This window comes from Peteryoungia rhizophila, from assembly GCF_004912145.1.
Classification (GTDB): Bacteria; Pseudomonadota; Alphaproteobacteria; order Rhizobiales; family Rhizobiaceae; genus Allorhizobium; species Allorhizobium rhizophilum.
Genome location: NZ_STGT01000001.1, coordinates 767,233 through 786,138, shown reverse-complemented (window position 1 = coordinate 786,138; position 18,906 = coordinate 767,233). Strand labels below are relative to the sequence as shown.

Annotated in this window: 11 protein-coding genes and 1 pseudogene; 7 read left to right on the top strand and 5 right to left on the bottom strand. The window is 61.3% G+C overall.

Going from position 1 to position 18,906, the window contains the following annotated elements; genetic code table 11:
- Positions 1–2: 2 nt before the first annotated feature.
- From E9677_RS03635 to E9677_RS03615, 5 genes are all read right to left on the bottom strand, one after another.
- Complete coding sequence (locus E9677_RS03635; protein ID WP_136556709.1) at positions 3–1,742, bottom strand: ABC transporter permease; 1,740 nt, start codon at positions 1,740–1,742, stop codon at positions 3–5.
- Positions 1,743–1,796: 54 nt separating this feature from the next.
- Complete coding sequence (locus E9677_RS03630) at positions 1,797–2,909, bottom strand: ABC transporter substrate-binding protein (RefSeq protein WP_136556708.1); 1,113 nt, start codon at positions 2,907–2,909, stop codon at positions 1,797–1,799.
- A gap of 68 nt (positions 2,910–2,977) precedes the next feature.
- Positions 2,978–3,847 (bottom strand): MurR/RpiR family transcriptional regulator, encoded by an 870-nt coding sequence (locus tag E9677_RS03625; protein ID WP_136556707.1) that lies wholly within the window; start codon positions 3,845–3,847, stop codon positions 2,978–2,980.
- A 294-nt stretch (positions 3,848–4,141) separates the two neighbouring features.
- A complete protein-coding gene (locus E9677_RS03620) occupies positions 4,142–7,609 on the bottom strand; it encodes an ATP-binding protein (RefSeq protein ID WP_136556706.1) in 3,468 nt (1,155 codons plus the stop codon).
- The gene (locus E9677_RS03615) at positions 7,609–8,877 is read right to left on the bottom strand and encodes a metallophosphoesterase family protein (RefSeq protein WP_136556705.1); all 1,269 of its coding nucleotides are present in this window, start codon (positions 8,875–8,877) and stop codon (positions 7,609–7,611) included. The genes E9677_RS03620 and E9677_RS03615 overlap by 1 nt, the downstream gene beginning before the upstream one ends.
- Positions 8,878–9,172: 295 nt before the next feature.
- On the opposite strand from E9677_RS03615, the pseudogene E9677_RS25490 reads away from it, so the two are divergent.
- From E9677_RS25490 to E9677_RS03580, 7 genes and pseudogenes are all read left to right on the top strand, one after another.
- Positions 9,173–9,286, top strand: a pseudogene (locus E9677_RS25490) (type II toxin-antitoxin system HipA family toxin); the annotation flags it as partial.
- A 326-nt stretch (positions 9,287–9,612) separates the two neighbouring features.
- Positions 9,613–10,584, top strand: coding sequence for an NAD(P)H-binding protein (locus tag E9677_RS03605; protein ID WP_328591129.1), 972 nt, complete (start codon positions 9,613–9,615; stop codon positions 10,582–10,584).
- Between the two features lie 133 nt (positions 10,585–10,717).
- Positions 10,718–11,644, top strand: a complete 927-nt coding sequence (locus tag E9677_RS03600; protein ID WP_205910095.1) for an alpha/beta fold hydrolase — start codon at positions 10,718–10,720, stop codon at positions 11,642–11,644.
- Positions 11,645–11,844: 200 nt separating this feature from the next.
- Entirely contained in the window at positions 11,845–12,447 is a 603-nt protein-coding gene (locus E9677_RS03595) for a TetR family transcriptional regulator (RefSeq protein WP_136556704.1), read from the top strand.
- A gap of 24 nt (positions 12,448–12,471) precedes the next feature.
- Positions 12,472–13,623, top strand: coding sequence for an efflux RND transporter periplasmic adaptor subunit (locus E9677_RS03590; protein WP_136556703.1), 1,152 nt, complete (start codon positions 12,472–12,474; stop codon positions 13,621–13,623).
- 34 nt (positions 13,624–13,657) lie between these two features.
- On the top strand, positions 13,658–16,729 hold the full coding sequence (locus E9677_RS03585; protein ID WP_136556702.1) for an efflux RND transporter permease subunit: 3,072 nt from the start codon (positions 13,658–13,660) through the stop codon (positions 16,727–16,729).
- Between the two features lie 566 nt (positions 16,730–17,295).
- Positions 17,296–18,894, top strand: coding sequence for an ABC transporter substrate-binding protein (locus E9677_RS03580; RefSeq protein ID WP_136556701.1), 1,599 nt, complete (start codon positions 17,296–17,298; stop codon positions 18,892–18,894).
- Positions 18,895–18,906: the final 12 nt, after the last annotated feature.

Below are 18,906 nucleotides of genomic sequence, written 5' to 3'. Positions count from 1 at the left end.
CCTCACGCGAAGTTTTGGCGGCGGCGGCCACGCAGAAGCGCTGCGGCGCCGGTGGCCAGCATGGAAATGATCAGGATGACGAGGGTGACCGCATTGGCGAACTGGTGGAACCCATCCGAGGCGTAGCTATAGGAGAGGACAGCCAGCAGCGGCGATGTCGGCGTATAAAGCAGGATGGTGATCGCGAGATCGCCGATGACATTGACGAAGGATATCAGCAGTCCGGCGGCCAGCCCGCGTGCCGCAAGCGGGATCGTGATGGCACCGAGCCGGCGGAAGAAACCAGCGCCTGTCATGCGAGCTGCCTCGTCGATATCGCCGGAGATCTGTGTGACCGTGGCGCGGCCAGTCTGCACGGCAAACGGCAGCATGGCAGCAGTCAGCGCCAGACCGAGCAACAGTTTGGTGCCGTAGAGAGCTGGAAACGGACCTATCGGTGCACCATAGAGCGCGATATAGGCGGCGGCAAAGGCGATGCCCGGCAGCAGCATCGGCAGGAAGCTGAGTTGTGAGACAAGACTGCTCAGCACTGGCGTGTTTTGCCGGGCCAATGCCACGGCGATGAGAATGCCGATGATATTGGCAGCCAGCGCTACCGAGGCGCCGAGAATGAGCGTCGTCGTCATCGCGGAGATGAGCTGCGGATTGTGGAGGATGCCGGGTTGACCTCGTGCAAAGGCCGGACTGCTTTCTCCGATCCAGTAATGCAATGTCCAGTCGGAAAACAGCGACAAGGAAGACGGCGCCAGGCTGGCGGCGGCGAGCAACAGGATAGGCAGAATGGTTGTCATGATGCAGATCGTCCAGGCGATCACGGCCAGTGGCAGCCTGGAGCGGCCAAGCGTGAAGCGGCGCGGGCGTGCGCCTTTTCCGCTGATCGTCGCGAAGCTGCGACGGCCTGACAGCAGACGATTGCCGAGTCCGAGGAAGATTGCGGAAATGCCGATCAAGAGGATGGCGAGCACATAGCCGCGCTCGGTCTGGCCGATTTCGATCATGCCGAACAGCCGGGTGGACAGTGTCTGCATGCGCACCGGCAAGCCGAGAAGGGCAGGGGCGGCAAAGTTCGACACCGCGCCTGCAAATGCCAGTGAACCACCGGCGATGATCGCCGGCGTGACGATTGGCAGCACGATGCCGAACAGGATCCGCTTGCGCGAGGCGCCGGTCATTTGGGCTGCTTCGACGAGGTCCCCGTTGACCGTGGAGAGCGCCGCGGCAATGACCGTGAAGGCAAGCGCGTAGTAGTGGGCTATGAGCACAACGATGGTGGGCGTCATGCCCCAGGACAGCCAGTCCGGCACGTTGAAACCAAAGCCCTCCAGCAGGCCGCCCCCACCACCGACGCGACCATTACGAAAGACACTGCCCCATGCGAGTGCAGTGGCAAAGCTCGGGATCATGAATGGCAGAGTTGCCAGGAATGCAATCGCAGGGCGACCGGGAACGTCGGTCATCACCACCAACCAGGCGAGGAAGCCACCGAGCAGCACGCAACCGATGGCAACGCAGAGGCCGATTATCATCGTGTTGATCGTCGGCCGCCAGAAAAGGTTCTGGGACAGACGGCTGGCCAGCACATCGACCCAGGCGTTGGCACCGGAGCCGGATCGGGGGGTGAGGGTCTCGACGAAAATCGTGAACAGAGGGGCGACAACCAGAACGACGAGAAGCAGGGCCATGGCGATGGTCAGTCCGTGGCGCGACAGGTTCTGGTAGTGGCGGCGCAGTGTAATTGTCATTCCGGAGCTCCGGAGAGACGGGCGACCACGCTGCCCGTCTCTCACTCGTCTATGTTATTGCAGAGCGAGAATGAAATCGGCCACTTCGGCCCGGATTTTCGCCGTCTCGGTCGGTGAGATCTGCCATCCCTTGAAGTCTGAAAGCGGGATTGCTTCCTCGTGTGGCATGATGTCGGAGCGAGTGGGCCAGTCGCCGGCAACGTAGAATGGCTTGAAGCCCTCCCCACCGGTTTCGCTGTCGTCTCCCATCATGAAGTCAACGGCCAGGCGTGCTGCAGCCGGGCTTGCAGGCTTCGGGTTGATCGCCAGCAAGGCGGGGAAGACGATACCGTTTGAAGGCGCGACATCGTTGGCGACCTGCAGTGCCCAACCTTCGTCTTCATTGTCGCGACGGTCGGAGTAGCTCGTGAAGCCGATCGGAGGTGTCTGTTGGCCCTTGGCGCCAATCGCCTTGTTGACGTCATCAGTCGAACTGACGAGCACCAGATCATTGGCGAAAAGCTCGGCGATGAACTGCTGACCAGCATTCTCGTTGCCGTCGGAAAGCATGATCGGTTTGCCGAAACTTGCTTCGTAGGCACTCGCCATCTCTTCGGATTTCAGCACGATCTCGGTCATCAGGTCGAGATAGTCGCCACGCTGCAGCGGGTCGACCATGATCACGCGGCCGTTCCATTCGGGCTTGGTCAGATCCCAGAGGTTCTTGACCGGGGAACCGTCCGGGTGGGCTTCCTCGTTATACATCAGCACTTTCGTGGAAAGCCGCTGAGCAAGCAAAGGCGTTTTGAACTGCTCGGCCAAGACGCCTGCGACCCGAGGCGGCACGTAGGATGCCAGGAGGTTGTTTGCTACCAGTTCCGTCAGCACGACCGGCGCGTCAGAAATGTAGATCACATCCGCGCCGGGAAGCCCGGCTTGCGCCTCGCTCTTGATGCGGGCGATCTGCTCGGTTGAAGACATGTCAAAGGTGATCATGTCGATACCGGGATAGGCGGCCTCGAAAGCTTGCTCGACCCGGCCTATGCGGCTGGTGAAAGCGTAGACGGTGACTTTACCTTCCTGCTTCGCCTGCGGCAGCAATTCGGTGGCTGTCTGCGTATCAAGGTCCTGGGCATGGGCTGATGTTGCCAGCGCGAGCGCGCAAAGCGGGGCAAGAATTCTGTACATGAACGTCTCCTCTCGTGAGTACCATAGTTCATGTATGGTTTTCTTGCTACAATTTTATGACATGCAAGTTATCTTGCAGGGCCCTTTTCGAACCTTGCGATCAGATCCCCCAAACGGTCGAGTTTCGACAAGGCCTCTCCACCTCGTCGCGCCGCAAGGGCAAGGTTGATCGCATTGCAAATCGTCATAGGCACGGTGAGCGTCTGAAAGCTGTCGGGCATGCCAGCCCGCGGGGCGGAAAGCAGCACCTGTGGGCGCGGGGTCAGCGATGCACCCACCGTGCCCGCAATGACCACGGTCGATGCTCCCACTTCGGCCGCGACATCCATCAGACGGGCGTAGTCCGGGGGCTGCCGACGGAATGCGAACACCAAGAGGGCGTCGTCTCCAGAGAGCGTCAGCATCTGTTCGGCAAGGTCCCGCCGGCTTCCGGTGAGGGGATGGCTGTCGATGCCGAGCCGCCTCAGCCGTCTTTCCATCAGGACGGCCAGCGCCTCGGCATTGCCATGACCGTGAATGAAGACCCGGCTGCGATCGAGTTTCTCGGCAGCTTCCAGAATTTTGGCATCGGTGACGTGGTCGGTCATGGCCTCGAGCGCCGCCAACTCGCTCGCGACGAGCAACGGCAGAAAGCCATGGGTCATTGCATCACTCAGCGTGGCGGAAATCCGCTCCGCCGGATCCGCCACCTTGAGAAATTCGCGGCGCAATTCGTCGCGAAACTCCGAATAGGAGGAGAAGCCGAGCTTGCGTGCGAGGCGGGACGTGGTCGCCTCATGCACACCGAGCCTCGCTGCAAATTCGCTGGATGTTCCGATTGCAACCGCATGAGGCGCTTTCAGCAGTTCGGATATCAGCCGCTGTTCAGTGGCCGTCAGATTTTCAGCGACTGCCTGTACGCGCTCAATGAGGGTCGGTTGAACCTTGCTATCTGACATCGCCTGTCTGCATCCGGTTTTGACGTCATGCCGGGCTAGCCGCTCGTCGGCCAAAAAGCAACAGGAGAGGATCTGACGAGATGGCTTGCGATATCCAGTGGACGTCGTGAGGCCGACCGCGGACTTGTCCTTAGCACCGACGAGAGAGCTGGACACGCCAAGGGACGCCCGAACTGTCGGCTCAATGAGTGGCGAGAGCGAGTTGAGCGAGAGATTTGCGTACAACAGCCTTGGCGCTTGACGCCTCTGTCGACCATTCCATGCAGAACGACCTTGGCTGGTCGCAGGCAAACATCACTGCAGATGGTGCACAGTCACGTCGGGGACAACCCGCCTGGCGATTTCACACAGATGCCAGTGATGGGTCAGATAGATCACCTGCCCGACCTTCGCCATCTGGCCCAGAAGCCGAAAGACCTCTTCCGAACGCGGATTGTCGAAGCTCTCCATGATGTCGTCGGCAACGAACGGCACAGGCGGGCGCAGCGTCGCGAATTCCTCATAGCCCGCGAGCCGGAGTGCCAGATAAAGCTGGAACTGCGTGCCGGTCGACATCGCATCGGCAAGCTTCGAGCCGCCATCGCGGGTTACGCCGATCAGGATTTCACGGTCCCGGTCTGGCTGCGTCGTCAGGCCGGAGTAATTGCCGCTGGTAATCTGCCGGAAGGCTTCGGAGGCTCGGTTCATCATCGCACTGCGATGCCGGTCCCGGTAGAGATGCAGTGCCTTCTCGGCGGCGAGCGTCCCCGTCCGGAGTACAAGGTGTCGCATGGCGAATGCCTCGATCTCGAGGAGCACGGTGCGGCGCCGAGCCTCGATCCGGGCAACTGCGTCGTCGCCGCCGACGGCGTCTAGCCTCTGCTGAGCCAGCGACTTGTCGGCAAAGAGCTGTTTGCACTGTTCGGTCAGATCCTCGATCCGTCCGCCGAGTTCCAAGGCATCGCGCTCGAGCTGATCGGTGTCGATCTCTGCCAGTCGTGTCTCGGCCTCCTCAAAACTCGAAGCTCTGATTGCTTCGACGATCTGGCGGCGCAACACGGCGATCCGCTCTTCCAACCGATCGCGCTCTCTGACCTGGGCCAGACAAGTTTCGACCTCGGCGAGGCTGTCGGCGCCGAAGAAATTCATCAGCTCGGATCTGCGGGCCTCGTGGACCGCCAGCTCTTCTTCGAGCGCCCGCAGCTTTGCCTGTTGTTTGTCGAACTCGGCCTGCTTGTCCGCACGAAGCTGGGCAGCCCGCCGAGCCGCCTCGTGACGTCGGACCAGCGCATTGGCCGCTGCCAACGCATCGCCGGGGGGCCGATCTTCCCCGCATTCGGCAAGCAGGCCGGCCATGTCCGCCCTGAACTGTGCCTGGTCACGCTCCATCGCAGTCACGCGGCTCGCCAGATCCTGCCGCTCCTTCAAGATTGCGGGCAATGTGCCAAGCGCAGTCAGGATCGCCCTGACGGCAGCGATCGAACCTGACTTTTCGGAGAACCAGGTTCGCGACAGGGCCTGCTGCCAATCTCGATCCCAGGAAGCGGCACGGGCTTGCGCCTCCTGTTTGTCGCGTTCGCGTTCCCTCATGTCGCGCGCGAGGTCCCCGAGTGCCTTTTCATGCGCCAGCCGTGCGGAACGTTCGCTTTCGCTTGCCGCCAGTGCGGCGCTTGCAGTGCGAGCGAGTTCGGCGATGCTCAGGTGAGCGACATCTATCCCTGCCTCGGCGAGGCTGGCGGCCAGCGCTTTGCCATGTCCCTCCAGTTCGACACGAAGTGCGTCAACGGCGTCTTGGGCTTGCTGCAGGTCATCCGATGCGGCAAGTGCTGCGGCGCGTCGAGACATCCACGCCTCCAGACTGGCAATGCCCTCCATTGCGTCGCCGTCTTGTCTCAATGCCTCGGGCAGGAGAGCGGCGATCCTTCTGGCATGCGCATCGTGCTCGTTCTGCACCTCGGCAAACAATTCTCGCTGCCGGTGGATTGCGGCTATCGTCTCTGCTTCGTTTTGGCGAAGTTGCCGCAAGTCTGCGAGCTCCTGCGCACGCGACAGCCGCGCCGCAGACACATCGTCGTCCTCATGCATCCGCGCCTCGAAGATCTGCGCGGTCGTCGCATCCAGTGAGGCCAGATGAGTATGCCAGGCTTTATCGCGTTCTGCGCGCAGTCTTGCCGCCTCGCCGTCATCGATAGGTCCACCGCTTGCGAAGGCGGTGATCAGGGCTTTTATTCGAGCCTGTTCGGTGCCGAGATCGCGCAGGCGGCTTTCGTGGTCGGCTTTGCGCCTCTCGATGGCCAATGCCTGACTGCGCCAGTTCTCGATCTGGCGAGCTTCGGCTGATCCCGTGCGGCGCAGCGCCTCCGCATCGCCGGTCCAAGGGGCAAGGCGGGCGAAATGGCTCTCCTGCGCGCGGCGCATCTGCCCGAGCGTGCGTTCCTCCAAGGCTAGTCTGGCTACCAGATCCGAGCCGGACAGGCTGGCAAGTGCGGCCTGGATCCGGCGGATTTGGGTGGGGTCTGAGAGCGATGCCTTGTCTGTCCCATCTTCATTCGACCCCCGCCGTTCGAGAGTCTCTCGGGCGCGGATGAGTTCGCGCTCTGCGGCCACGAGCTGCGCTTCCACGCCGGAATGCGTCTCGATCAGATCCCTGATCACGCCGACCAGGGAAGCCGGCAACAGCAGGGTTGATGGCTCCGCGTGCTCCTGCTCGAGCTCGGCGAGAAGCTGCGCAAGTGCGCCCTCCTGCTCCGCGAGCGCCAGCTTTCGCTTTGACAGGTCGCCGTCGGCTGCGAGGAAACGGGCGCGTCCCTGGTCGAGCATTTCCATGTGGGCGGCAATCGTTGCGGCCTGTCCATCCAGCTTTATCGCCTCGATCTCCTCGGCGAGTTGACGCGTCGAGCGATCTGCGATGTCGATGATCGCAGTAAGCCGCGTCTCGTCGCGCAGGAGTTGCGGCAGCAATGCGAACCATTCCGCGGGTGGGCGCGATGTTTTGCCCATCTCCGTGACATTCGCATTGAGCTGAGCATGTTCGCGCGAAGCCGGCAGGGCGCTCAGCAAGCGCATCCATTCCTGGTGTTTCGTTTTTGCCTCGGCAAGCATCCGCGCAGTCGCTCGATAAGCGCCGTCGGCCTGGTCGTGGGTCGCCTGAAGCGCCGCATAAGTCGAGGCCAGCGTATCGATCGCAGTCCGCTCTGATTTCAGGCCTTCCAGTGAGCGCTTGAGCTCGGCGAGCTTGGTGCTCGATGAGCGCTTCTTGTAAATTGCATTGGCTTCGTCGGCCGCCGTTGCCAAAGACCGGCTCAGCCCGGCGAGACCTGAGCTCGCGGAGAACAGCAACTCTCCGAGCTCACCCTTGCTCTGAATGATGGCATTTCCGCCTTCCTTGAGCGACTGGTCGTCAAGCGAGAACATCGTGCGGTAGGCCTCGCGGCCGATGCCACCGAGCGCGCCCGCAAGCAATGCCTCGTTCACTGGCTGCCCCCGATCGTCGACAAGGCTGCCGGTCCTTTGCTTGAGCCGGGCAAGTTCGTGCTCGGCCCCGCCGAATTCGAGCCGCGCACCGACCTTCATCGTGTTGTAGGGATGAAGGAAGTTATAGGTGCTGCGCTCGCCTATGCCATATAGCAAATCGAGATATGCGGCGAAGGTCGTCGATTTGCCGGCCTCGTTCAACCCGTAGACGATGTGAAGGTCCGGCGAACCCGGTCGCGCCGCGCCGAAGTCGATCGAATGGTCGGTGAACTTGCCGTATCGCGTGAGGTCGAGCCTGCGCAGACGCATCAGCTGTCCCCCCGCTCGGCGGCGCTCATCCGGGCGGTGATATCTTCGACGCCTTCGGTCAGAAGGCTGTCGAGGAAGCGCTCCAGAGCTGCCTCGTCACGGCCGGCGAAGTCACGGCTTTCGGCCGGCAGATCCGTCAGCAGGTCTCGCACCATTTCGCTGACTTCAGCGCGGAACCCGCTTCGGGCGATCACATCGTCGCGCATCAGCACGCCGAGTTCGACGACGGGGTCCGCGACCCGGACGTCCGCACCCGACTGCGGGGCCTCAGTCGTGAGCTCGATCTTCTCGATCCAGGTCCTGCCGATCCGGTCGCCGCGCAGCTCGACCTCAGTCTGCAGCAGATCGAGATCGCGTCGGATCTGCCAGTTGAGTGGCGTCCGTCCGATGAGCCGCAGGCGGGCCACGAGATGCGGCGACGCAGTCCGCTCCCGCTCAATCAGGAGACCAGCCTCGATTGCTTCTGCCGCGTCGCGCCATTCACTGACGCCTGCCAGATCGACATTCACCCGCTGGAACTGCGCCACGCTTGTCAGTCGCTCCTCGACCGTGATTGTCCTGTCATCAGAGACGGTGACGAGCGACGCGCTCTTGGCGCCGGCCTCGTTGATGTCGCGACCCTGCGGCATGCCTGGCATGACGACGGTGGAGGTCCCTGCGTGGTGGGTGCGCAGATGAATGTGGCCGAGCGCCCAATAGTCGAAGCCCGAGGCATGCAGGTCGAGCACATTGCAGGGTGCATAGGCATCATGCCCAGGTGAGCCGGCGAGACTGGTATGCATTATGCCGATATTGACCGCACCTTGAACCGGCGGGCGGTATTTCGGCAGCAGGGATTCGGGCGCCTGCGACTTGGCGAAGCTCAGGCCATGGATCGCGACCGGCAGGCTTCCCTTGGTGATCTCAATGGTCTCGGCATGGCCGCCGAAGATCTTGACTGTCTCCGGCATCACCAGTTCCCTGGCAATCTTGGAGAGCGCATCGTGATTTCCCTTGATCAGATAGGTGCGGATGCCGGCCTGGTGCAGCCGCTCCAGCTGCCCGGCGAGAAACCGTGCCGTTTTCATCGACGTCTGGTCACCATCATAGAGATCGCCGGCAATGACGAGGGCATCGACCGCCTCTTCGAGGCACAGGTCGACGATAGCGACCAATGCCTGCCGACTGGCATCGCCGACGAGTTCGGCGAGATCCTGGTTGCGCAGGGCCAGCGATCGCAGTGGCGAGTCGAGATGGATGTCGGCGGTATGGACGAAGCGAAAGGGCATGGGTCGGCTTGGATCCGTAATCGGAGAAGGCTGCGATCTCTTACTAGGTTCTTCCAGGACAGACGAGCGGCTTGCGGCGTTTCCAATGATTATGGTTTTGCTACCTGTCCCAGGACGCTATTTTCTGCCTTTCGAAGAGCGCGTGTGGATCTGCTCCGGTCGCGCGGCTCACCTGCAGGAATTCAGCACCTCACGGCGCGTGGTCGAAACTGGCCCCAGTCAGACTGACCATCAGGCGGGGGTGTGGTCTCGGGAGCATGGTCGAGTCGAGGTGCATCCGCTACAGTCTTGCGGTGTTCTTTCTACTGTTTCTGATCTTCCAGCGGACGGCGTCGCCCTTTCACTTTCAGGGGAGCGGTCTTTCAAGGCAATGAACGCTCGGAGAAGGTGGAAGGTCTTCACCAATCGCTGCGACTAGGTGTTCAGGTTGACGGCGGAATGCAGGGCAGCGTTGCATCAAGAACGCTTCGTTTTCCCTGTTTGAGTTCCAGCGAAGTCTTCAGCGACCCATGATCGGGCTCAGGCCTCGTCGAACACTTTCAGTCATCTGGACGTCTGTCTTCGATGGTCTGGAAACTGTATTGTGATCGTCCATGAGCGGTGCGACCGGGGAGGGAGCGCTACTGCATCGGACTGCGCGTACCGCTGGCTTCAGGGGATGGAGAGACCGTGACGGACACTGGCACTTCGGGGATAGAGGTCCGACCCGGCATGCAGGCGTCAAAGCGCGTCTGCCTGCTGGGCGCTACCGGCACGATCGGTCGTGCGACATCTGTTGCACTTGCGCGGCGGGGATATGATGTCGTCAGTTTCGTTCGGCCGCGAGCTGGCGATGATGGCAGGCACCCGGCCGCAGAGGCCAGCCGCCGGTCAGAAGGTGGATCCTTCAGGATGGTTGATGTTTCCGATCGGGCGACCCTGACGCGTGACGGGTTTTCCGGCGCCCAATTCGATGCTGTAGTCTCCTGTTTGGCCTCGCGCACAGGAGCGCCGCATGACGCATGGGCAATAGACTACCGCGCGCATATGAACGTGCTGGACGCGGCACAGCGTGCAGGCGTCGCTCACTTCGTCCTTGTGTCTGCAATTTGCGTGCAGAAGCCGCTGCTCGCCTTCCAGCAGGCAAAGCTCGCCTTTGAGGCGGCGCTGATGGCATCCGGTCTTCGCTATTCGATCGTGAGACCCACCGCATTCTTCAAATCACTGTCCGGCCAGATCGAGCGCGTCCGCAACGGTCGACCCTTCCTGATCTTCGGGGATGGGACACTGACATCCTGCAAGCCCATCAGCGACGACGATCTGGGCGACTATCTTGTCCGCTGTCTGGAAGACGCGGGATGCTGGAACCGCATCCTGCCGATTGGCGGCCCCGGCGATGCCATCACACCGCGCCAGCAGGGGGAAGCACTGTTCGCACTCCTGGGGCGGCAGCCGAAGTTTCGATCAGTGCCCATAGCCCTGCTCGACGGCATAATCGGTAGCCTTGGAACCCTTGGCCGTGTCGTGCCGTCTCTTCGCGCGAAGGCGGAACTGGCTAGGATCGGACGCTATTATGCTACTGAATCCATGCTTGTGCTCAATTCGCAGACAGGTCGCTACGATGCAGATGCCACACCTTCGACAGGAACCCAGACCTTGTTCGAATTCTACAGGTCGGTCCTGGCAAGCGGGGCTCTACCATATAGGGGAGACCATGCCGTCTTCTAGCTACTGTGTGACCGGGACGATTGCCTGACCGAACAGGCATGGCTCGTCGCCGGGCACATTTTCGGTCAGGCTATCGATGGAGATGATCTGGAAGCATGAAGTGGAGCAGCGCTTGGCCAGAAGAGGGAAAACGATGATGACGGCCTTTGCCTGGTTGGCCGGCTTCGCTGTCCTGGGGATCATCGCTGTGTCGATCTGGCTCTATGAGCCCGACAAGCCGCGCGCCGCGCTGGAGAGGACCTATCCAGGGCAATATCGCACCGTCGAGGGGGTTCGTCTGCGGCTGCGCGACACCGGCCCGCCGGACGCTCAGGCTGTTATCATGCTCCATGGTTTCGGTGCCAGCCTGGATACCTGGGAGGAATGGGCCAAGGCCTTGTCGACGCGTTATCGGGTGGTGCGTTTCGACTTGCCGGGTTTTGGGTTGACAGGGCCGGATCCGACCGGCGACTACACTGACGCTCGCACCATGCAGATCCTCATCGGCCTCATGGACCAGTTGCATTTGGATCGTGTGAACCTGATCGGCAATTCTCTGGGCGGACGTATAGCCTGGAACTTTGCCGCAATGCATCCGGATCGGGTGTTGAGGCTCGTATTGGTGTCTCCCGATGGTTTCGCCAGTCCGGGTTTCGAATACGACAAGCTTCCAGAGACGCCGCTGATCATGCGTGCTCTGCCTTACACAGCACCGCGCAGCATGTTGAAGGCCAATCTGGCCGCCGCTTACGGAAACCCGGAAGCCTTGAGTGAGGATAATGTGACCCGCTACCATGATTTGATGCTGGCACCCGGCGTGCGGCAGGCAATCTTGGCGCGCATGGGCCAGGTGATCCTGCGCGATCCAGGTCCAACACTTGGTCGCATACAGGCCCCGACGCTGCTTCTCTGGGGTGAGAAGGACGGCATGATCCCGATCACCAATGCTGATGATTACTTGAAATATCTGCCGAACGTCACCTTGGTCCGCCTGCCGGGCCTCGGCCATCTGCCATTTGAGGAGGAGCCGGTTCGGTCGCTTGCCCCCATAGACCTCTTCCTGTCAGCCGGGACGCATTGAGCTCCCCGAGGTAACAGTGAAACGCAGTCGATCCGGTGGGCTCGCTCCGCGCAGGTTCTCGTACCGATGTGGTCGCCGGCAGATGAGCGCGGAGCGCTCTCTCTATTCGAAGCGTCAGTGACAGCATTCTCGCATATTGACCGATGACGATTTCTGATTTACGACTGACGAAATTCAAAAATCGTCAGTCGTAAATCATCATGATCCAAAACGCTCCCAATCTGAATGATACCACCGATACGGCTACGCGCATTCTTGAGGCCGCGGAGGCCCAGTTTCGCCACTATGGCTACAGCAAGACGACCGTCGCCGATGTGGCGAAGGAGCTCGGCATGTCGCCGGCCAACATCTATCGGTTCTTTGCCTCGAAGGCGGAGTTGCTCGAAGGTGTGTGCGCTCGTTTGCTGGGGCAGAGCCAGAAACTCGCCGAAGACTGTGCGGCAATGCCTCTCAGCGCCGAAGAGCGTCTGAGGCGCTACTCTATGGCGCAGTTTCAGTTCACCGTCGCCACGATGATGGACGATCGCAAGGTCCATGAAATGGCCGTGGTCGCAATCGAGCAGAGCTGGGGTGTCATCGACAAGCACATCGATGAAATCCAGGCGATCCTCACGCGCGTCATCGCCGAAGGCATGGACAATGGCGAATTTGCCAAGGGAGATCCAGCCTACATGGCGCGTTGTTTCGGCGCAGCCACGTCGCCTCTTCATCACCCGCAGATGGTTGCGCAGTGCATCGGCAAGGACAATCGTGCCCAGCCGGAAGAACTGACCGAATTTGCCATTCGAGCCCTCAAAGCCTGACACCCCGCCGGGGGAGGAACCACAATGTCCGCCAATTTCCGCGTATCCATGCTTTCATTGCCTTTCCTCCTCACCCTCGGCCTCGCAGGCTGCTCGGAAGGTGGCGCTGAGGTGGTCAAGGAACCGGCCCTGCGTCCTGTCAAGGTGATCGAAGTCGAGGCCCCCTCCACGGACCGGGAGCTAAAGTATTCCGGCACGGTCAAGGCCCGCAGCGAAGCCGCTGCCGGCTTCCGCGTCGCCGGCAAGATCATCGAGCGGCTCGTGGATATCGGTGATCGCGTTGCACCGGGCGACGTGCTGGCGCGCCTCGACGTCACCGACTACCAACTGCAGATGCGCAGCGCCGAAGCGAGCCTCGCGGCAGCTGAACGCCAGCTGGAAACGGCGGACTTCGCCCTGAAGCGTGCCGACGCCCTCTACCGTCAGCAGGTGACGACCAAGGCGCAGCTCGAGCAGGCGCAACTGACCTACAATCAGGCACTTGCAACCCGGGACAGCCAGAGATCTTCGCTGGAGCAGGCCCGGAACCAGGTCGGTTATGGCGAACTGAAGGCCGACAAGACAGGCATTGTCACCGCGATCAGCGCGGATGCGGGTCAGGTCGTCGCCGCCGGCAGCCCCGTCGTGACGGTGGCCGCCGATGGCGAGAAGGAAGTCCTCATCGCTGTGCCCGAGAATGAAATTTTCGCCTTTGCCCCCGGCAAGGAGGTCGATGTCGGCTTTTGGTCGACGGATGGCCTCGCCTCGAAGGGTGCCGTCCGGGAAGTGGCCGGCAGTGCCGATGCCACCTCGCGCACTTTCGCGGTCCGCATTTCGCTTCCAGACAATCCGCAGATCCTGCTGGGCATGACGGCGCGCGTCACGGCGCTGGCCCCGTCCGACAAGGATTTCTTTGAATTGCCGCTGTCCGCGCTGACCCAGGATGCGGCCAAGCAGCCGACGGTCTGGACCGTCGACCGGACCGACGCGACGGTCCATGCGCGGCCCGTCACAGTCGATACCTTCTCCGATACCGGTGTCCAGGTGTCGGCTGGTCTGAAACCTGGCGACCTCGTTGTGGTGGCGGGTACACAGTTCATGGCGGAAGACATGAAGGTGCGACTTGCCGATAAGGACCTGTCCCGCGCAGCCGAGGCGGATTCCGGGGCAGTTACGCCAAGCGCCGCGACCCGTTGAGCCCAGCGACCCTTACCTTCGGGATCCAGATATCATGAACCATTCTCCTGTCGAACCGGGCTCGTTCAACCTGTCCCGTTGGGCCATCGGCCATCCCAGCATTGCCCGCTTCCTCTTCGGCCTGATCATCCTGACCGGACTTTTCGGCCTCATGCGCATGGGCCAGAAGGAAGATCCCGATTTCACCTTCCGCGTCATGGTCGTGCAGGCCTTCTGGCCCGGCGCCTCGCTCACCGACATGCAGGATCAGGTCGTCAACAAGATCGAGCGCAAGCTACAGGAAACGCCTTATCTCGATTGGGTGAAGTCCTATACGCGGCCCGGCTCGGCCATCATCACGCTGCAGGTCAAGGGTAACACCGATGCCAATGACGTGGCCGATGCGTTCTATCAGGTCCGCAAGAAGGTCGGCGATATCGAGAACGAACTGCCCGAAGGGCTGCTCGGCCCCTATTTCAACGACGAATTCGGTGACACCTACATCACGCTCTATGCCCTGACCGGTGATGGCTACAGCTATCCGGAGCTCAAGCAGCATGCGATCCAGGCCCGCGACGTGCTCCTCTCGACCGAGGGTGTCGAAAAGGCCGTGATCTTGGGCGATCAGCCGCAGAAGATCTTCATCGAGGTATCCTCGAAAGCACTTGCCGAACGCGGCCTCACCTTCACCGACCTGCAGAATGCGCTCGCCGGGCAGAACGCGATCGATGCGACCGGATCGATCGACACCGGATCCCGATCGGTGCGCATCTCCGTCGATGGCGGCTTTTCGGCAGCCGAAGACATTCGGGAGCTCAGGCTGAATTCCGGCAACCAGGTGACGCGCCTCGGCGATATCGCGACCGTCACCGAGGGGCTCGAAGATCCCTACCAGCGTAAGTTCCGTTTCAATGGCAAGGACTCCGTGCAGGTCGGCGTCGTGATGGCCAAGGGCTTCAAGGTCACCGATGTCGGCGATGCAGTGGAAGAAACGCTGCAGCGCTTCGAAGCGACGCTGCCGATCGGCCTCGAAGTCTCGCAGATTTCCAACCAGCCCGAAGTCGTCCGTGAAGCGGTGGGCGAATTCATGAAGGCGCTCGGCGAAGCTCTGTTGATCGTTCTCGTCGTCTCTTTCGTGTCGATCGGCTGGCGCTCGGGTCTGGTGATTGCGATTGCCATTCCCCTGGTGCTCGCGGCCACCTTTGCCGTCATGTACGAATTCGGCCTCGACCTGCAGCGCATCTCGCTCGGCGCACTGATCATCGCGCTCGGGCTTCTGGTCGATGATGCCATGATCATCGTCGAGATGATGGAACGAAAGCTGGAGGAAGGGCTCGACAAGCTGGATGCGGCGAGTTTCGCCTATTCCTCGACGGCCTTCCCCATGCTGACCGGCACGCTGATCACCACGGCCGGCTTCATCCCCGTCGGCTTCGCGGAATCGACGGCCGGTGAATATGTCCGATCGCTATTTTACGTGGTCGGTATCTCGCTGGTCATCTCCTGGTTCGTCGCCGTCTATTTCACGCCCTGGCTCGGCTACCTGATCCTCAAGCAGAGGCCGCATGTCGGTGACCATCACGACGCCTTCGACACGCCCTTCTACCGTCGCCTGCGCTCGGTCGTCGCCTGGGCCGTCCAGCATCGGATCATTGTCATCGGCTCGACGCTCGCGATCTTCGCGGTCAGCCTCTGGTCCTTCCAGTTCATCCCGAAGAACTTCTTCCCGCAGTCCTCGCGTCCGGAAATCCTGGTCGATATGTGGCTGCCCGAGGGCACCTCGATCAAGGAAGTCGAGGCTGAAGCGAAGCGCCTGGAAGCCACCATTCTCACCGATGACGATCAGCGTTTTGTCGCGACCTATGTGGGCGAGGGCGCGCCGCGCTTCTTCCTGCCGCTCGACCAGCAGCTTCGCAACCCGAACTATGCCCAGCTTCTGGTCATGGCGAAGGATGAGGAGGCGCGTGAGCGACTGATCACCAAACTTCGGCTGGGACTGGCTGAAGACTTTCCCTCTGTGCGCGGCAAGGTCGATCGCCTCTTCCTTGGTCCGCCAACTGGTTGGGCAGTCCAGATGCGCGTCAGTGGCCCTGAACGCGACGAGGTTCGCCGCATTGCCGACCAGGTCAAGGCGCGTTTCCATCAGAACCCGCTGCTGCAAGCTGTCCATGATGACTGGTTGGAGCCGGTCCCGGCTATGACGCTCGTTGTCGATCAGGACCGTGCCCGCGCCCTCGGCGTTTCCTCGCAACGCCTGAGGCAGATGCTCCAGGCCACGATGAGCGGCGCCCCGCTTGCCGATGTGAGAGCCGGAGAAGAGACGATCTCTATCGTCGCCCGCGAGCCGGAAGACAGCCGTCGTCTGCTCACTGCCGTCAACTCGATCTATGTACCGACCGATCTCGGGGCCTTCATCCCGCTGTCTCAAATCGCCAAGGTCGTGCCGACTCTGGAGCAGGGCATCGAATGGCGGCGAAATCGTCTTCCGACTGTGACCGTGCGCGCAACGGTGCCGGATGATGTCCAGTCGAACGACGAGGCGCTGCGCATGTTCGAGGACATGGAATCGCTGCGCGACGGCTTGGCCCCGGGCTATTCCATCGAGATCCAGGGTGGCGCGGAAGACAGTGCTGAGAGTCAGGATTCGATTGCCGCGAAAGCGCCGATCATGCTCCTCGTCATCGTGGTGCTGTTGATGGTGCAGCTGCAGCATTTCGGAAAGGCCATGCTGGTCCTCGCAACCGGTCCGCTCGGGATCATCGGTGCTGCCGCCGCCCTTTTGATCTCCGGCGCGCCCTTCGGCTTCGTCGCGATCCTCGGCGTCATTGCACTGCTCGGCATCATCATCCGCAACTCGATCATCCTGATCGATCAGATCGACCAGGACATTGCGGCCGGTATGGATCGACTGGAGGCGATCATCGGTTCGGCCGTGCGACGTTTCCGACCGATCATGCTGACGGCCCTGACGGCGGTGCTCGCGCTCATCCCGATTTCGCGCGGCATCTTCTGGGGGCCGCTCGCCTACGCGATGATGGGCGGCATTCTCGTCGCAACCGTCCTGACCATCCTGGTCCTGCCAGCGGCTTACGCATTCTTCTTCGGTCGCTCTCCCCACAAAGCGTGACCGAAAGGGAGGGGGAGGGGTTCCCCAAGCCCCTCCTCCTTTCCCCCGCATCCATGTAATCTCTGATACCGTAAAGCGGTGATCCGCGACGGCGCCGGCCCTTGGCGCCGAACAATTTTTTTGACTGGTTGATAAATTTCCCAAGGCTTGTTAGACAGCGCCCGCCTGCTCGATCACCCTTGCCATTTTGCGACGCAGCAACCTCCGAGTCATTGATTCTCCTGCATTCTCCGGCATCGCTAATGTTCGATGGTTTTGTGCGGACTGTCTGCCCGTTGTAGAATGTATGCACTGGCGGTCGCCAAATGCGGCGAAAACCAGACCAATTCTGTGACGGAATTGAGCCGAATCTCTCTTTACAACGTTTCCGAAGGCGATAAGACACTGCTTCAGTGATCAGATGGAGGTCTCTGCCGCTTGTCAGTTTACGACGCGCGGCCGACAATCCACTGATTGCCGGAAGACCGGTTGAAACCCGACCTTCTCAAAACACGGGCGCGATCCACGTGCCGCGGGACCAAAAGAACCGGCGAGGACGCTCGTCCTTAGCCTTTGGGAGACTGCTCATGAAAACCAAGTTCGCTCTTGCAGCTGCAGCGCTTGCTGCCGCCACTTTCCTGTCGGGTGCCGCCAGCGCCAAGACCTTCGTTTACTGCTCGGAAGGATCGCCGGAAGGCTTCGATCCCGGCATGTACACCGCCGGCACGACCTTCGATGCTTCTGCGCATCCGATCTACAGCCGCTTGATGGAATTCAAGCCGGGCACCACCGAAGCCGAAGCTGGCCTGGCCGAAAGCTATGAAGTCAACGCCGAAGGCACCGAATACACCTTCAAGCTGCGTCCAGGCGTCAAGTTCCACACTACTGAGTTCTTCACACCGTCGCGCGAATTCAACGCCGACGACGTCCTCTTCTCGCTGGATCGCCAGCTGAAGGCCGACCATCCGTGGAACCAGTATGTTGCCGGCACCTCCTGGGAATATGCCGCAGGCATGGGCTTCCCCGAGCTGATCAAGTCGATCGAAAAGGTCGATGACATGACGGTCAAGATCACGCTCAACAAGCCGGAAGCGCCGTTCCTCGCAAACCTCGCAATGCCGTTCGCTTCGATCGTCTCGAAGGAATATGCCGACAAGCTCGAAGCCGAAGGCAAGAAGGAACAGCTGAACCAGATGCCGGTCGGCACCGGTCCGTTCTCCTTCGTCGGCTACCAGCAGGATGCCGTCATTCGCTACAAGAAGAACGCCGACTACTGGGGTGGCGCACCGAAGATCGACGACCTCGTCTTCGCAATCACCACGGACGCCGCTGTTCGTTACCAGAAGCTCAAGGCTGGCGAATGCCACCTGATGCCATTCCCGAACGCTGCCGACGTCGAGACCATGAAGTCCGATCCGGCCCTGACCGTGATGGAGCAGGAAGGCCTGAACGTCGCTTACCTCGCCTACAACACGACCCAGGCTCCCTTCGACAAGCCGGAAGTCCGCAAGGCGCTGAACAAGGCGATCAACAAGGAAGCCATCGTCGACGCCGTCTTCCAGGGCATGGCGACTCCGGCCAAGAACCCGATCCCGCCGACCATGTGGTCTTACAACCAGTCCACGCAGGACGACGCGTATGACCTGGACGCCGCCAAGTCCGAACTCGAAGCCGCTGGTGTAACCGGCCTTTCGATGAAGGTCTGGGCCATGCCGGTTTCGCGCCCCTACATGCTGAACGCACGTCGTGCCGCTGAAATCATCCAGGACGATTTCTCCAAGATCGGCGTTACCGTCGAAATCGTCTCCTACGAATGGGCCGAGTACCTCGACCGCTCGAAGGCCAAGGATCGTGACGGCGCCGTCATGCTCGGCTGGACCGGCGACAACGGCGACCCGGACAACTTCCTCGACACGCTGCTCGGCTGCTCTGCCGTCGGCGGCAACAACCGCGCTCAGTGGTGCAACGAGGAATTCGACGCACTGGTGAAGAAGGCCAAGGTCACGTCTGACCAGGCCGAGCGCACCAAGCTCTACGAAGAAGCACAGCTCGTCTTCAAGCGCGAAGCGCCTTGGGCCACGATCGACCATTCTCTCTCGATCGTTCCGATGCGCAAGGAAGTCTCCGGCTTCGTCCAGAGCCCGCTTGGCGACTTCACCTTCGAGAACGTCGACATCGCCGAGTAATCGAAACACACA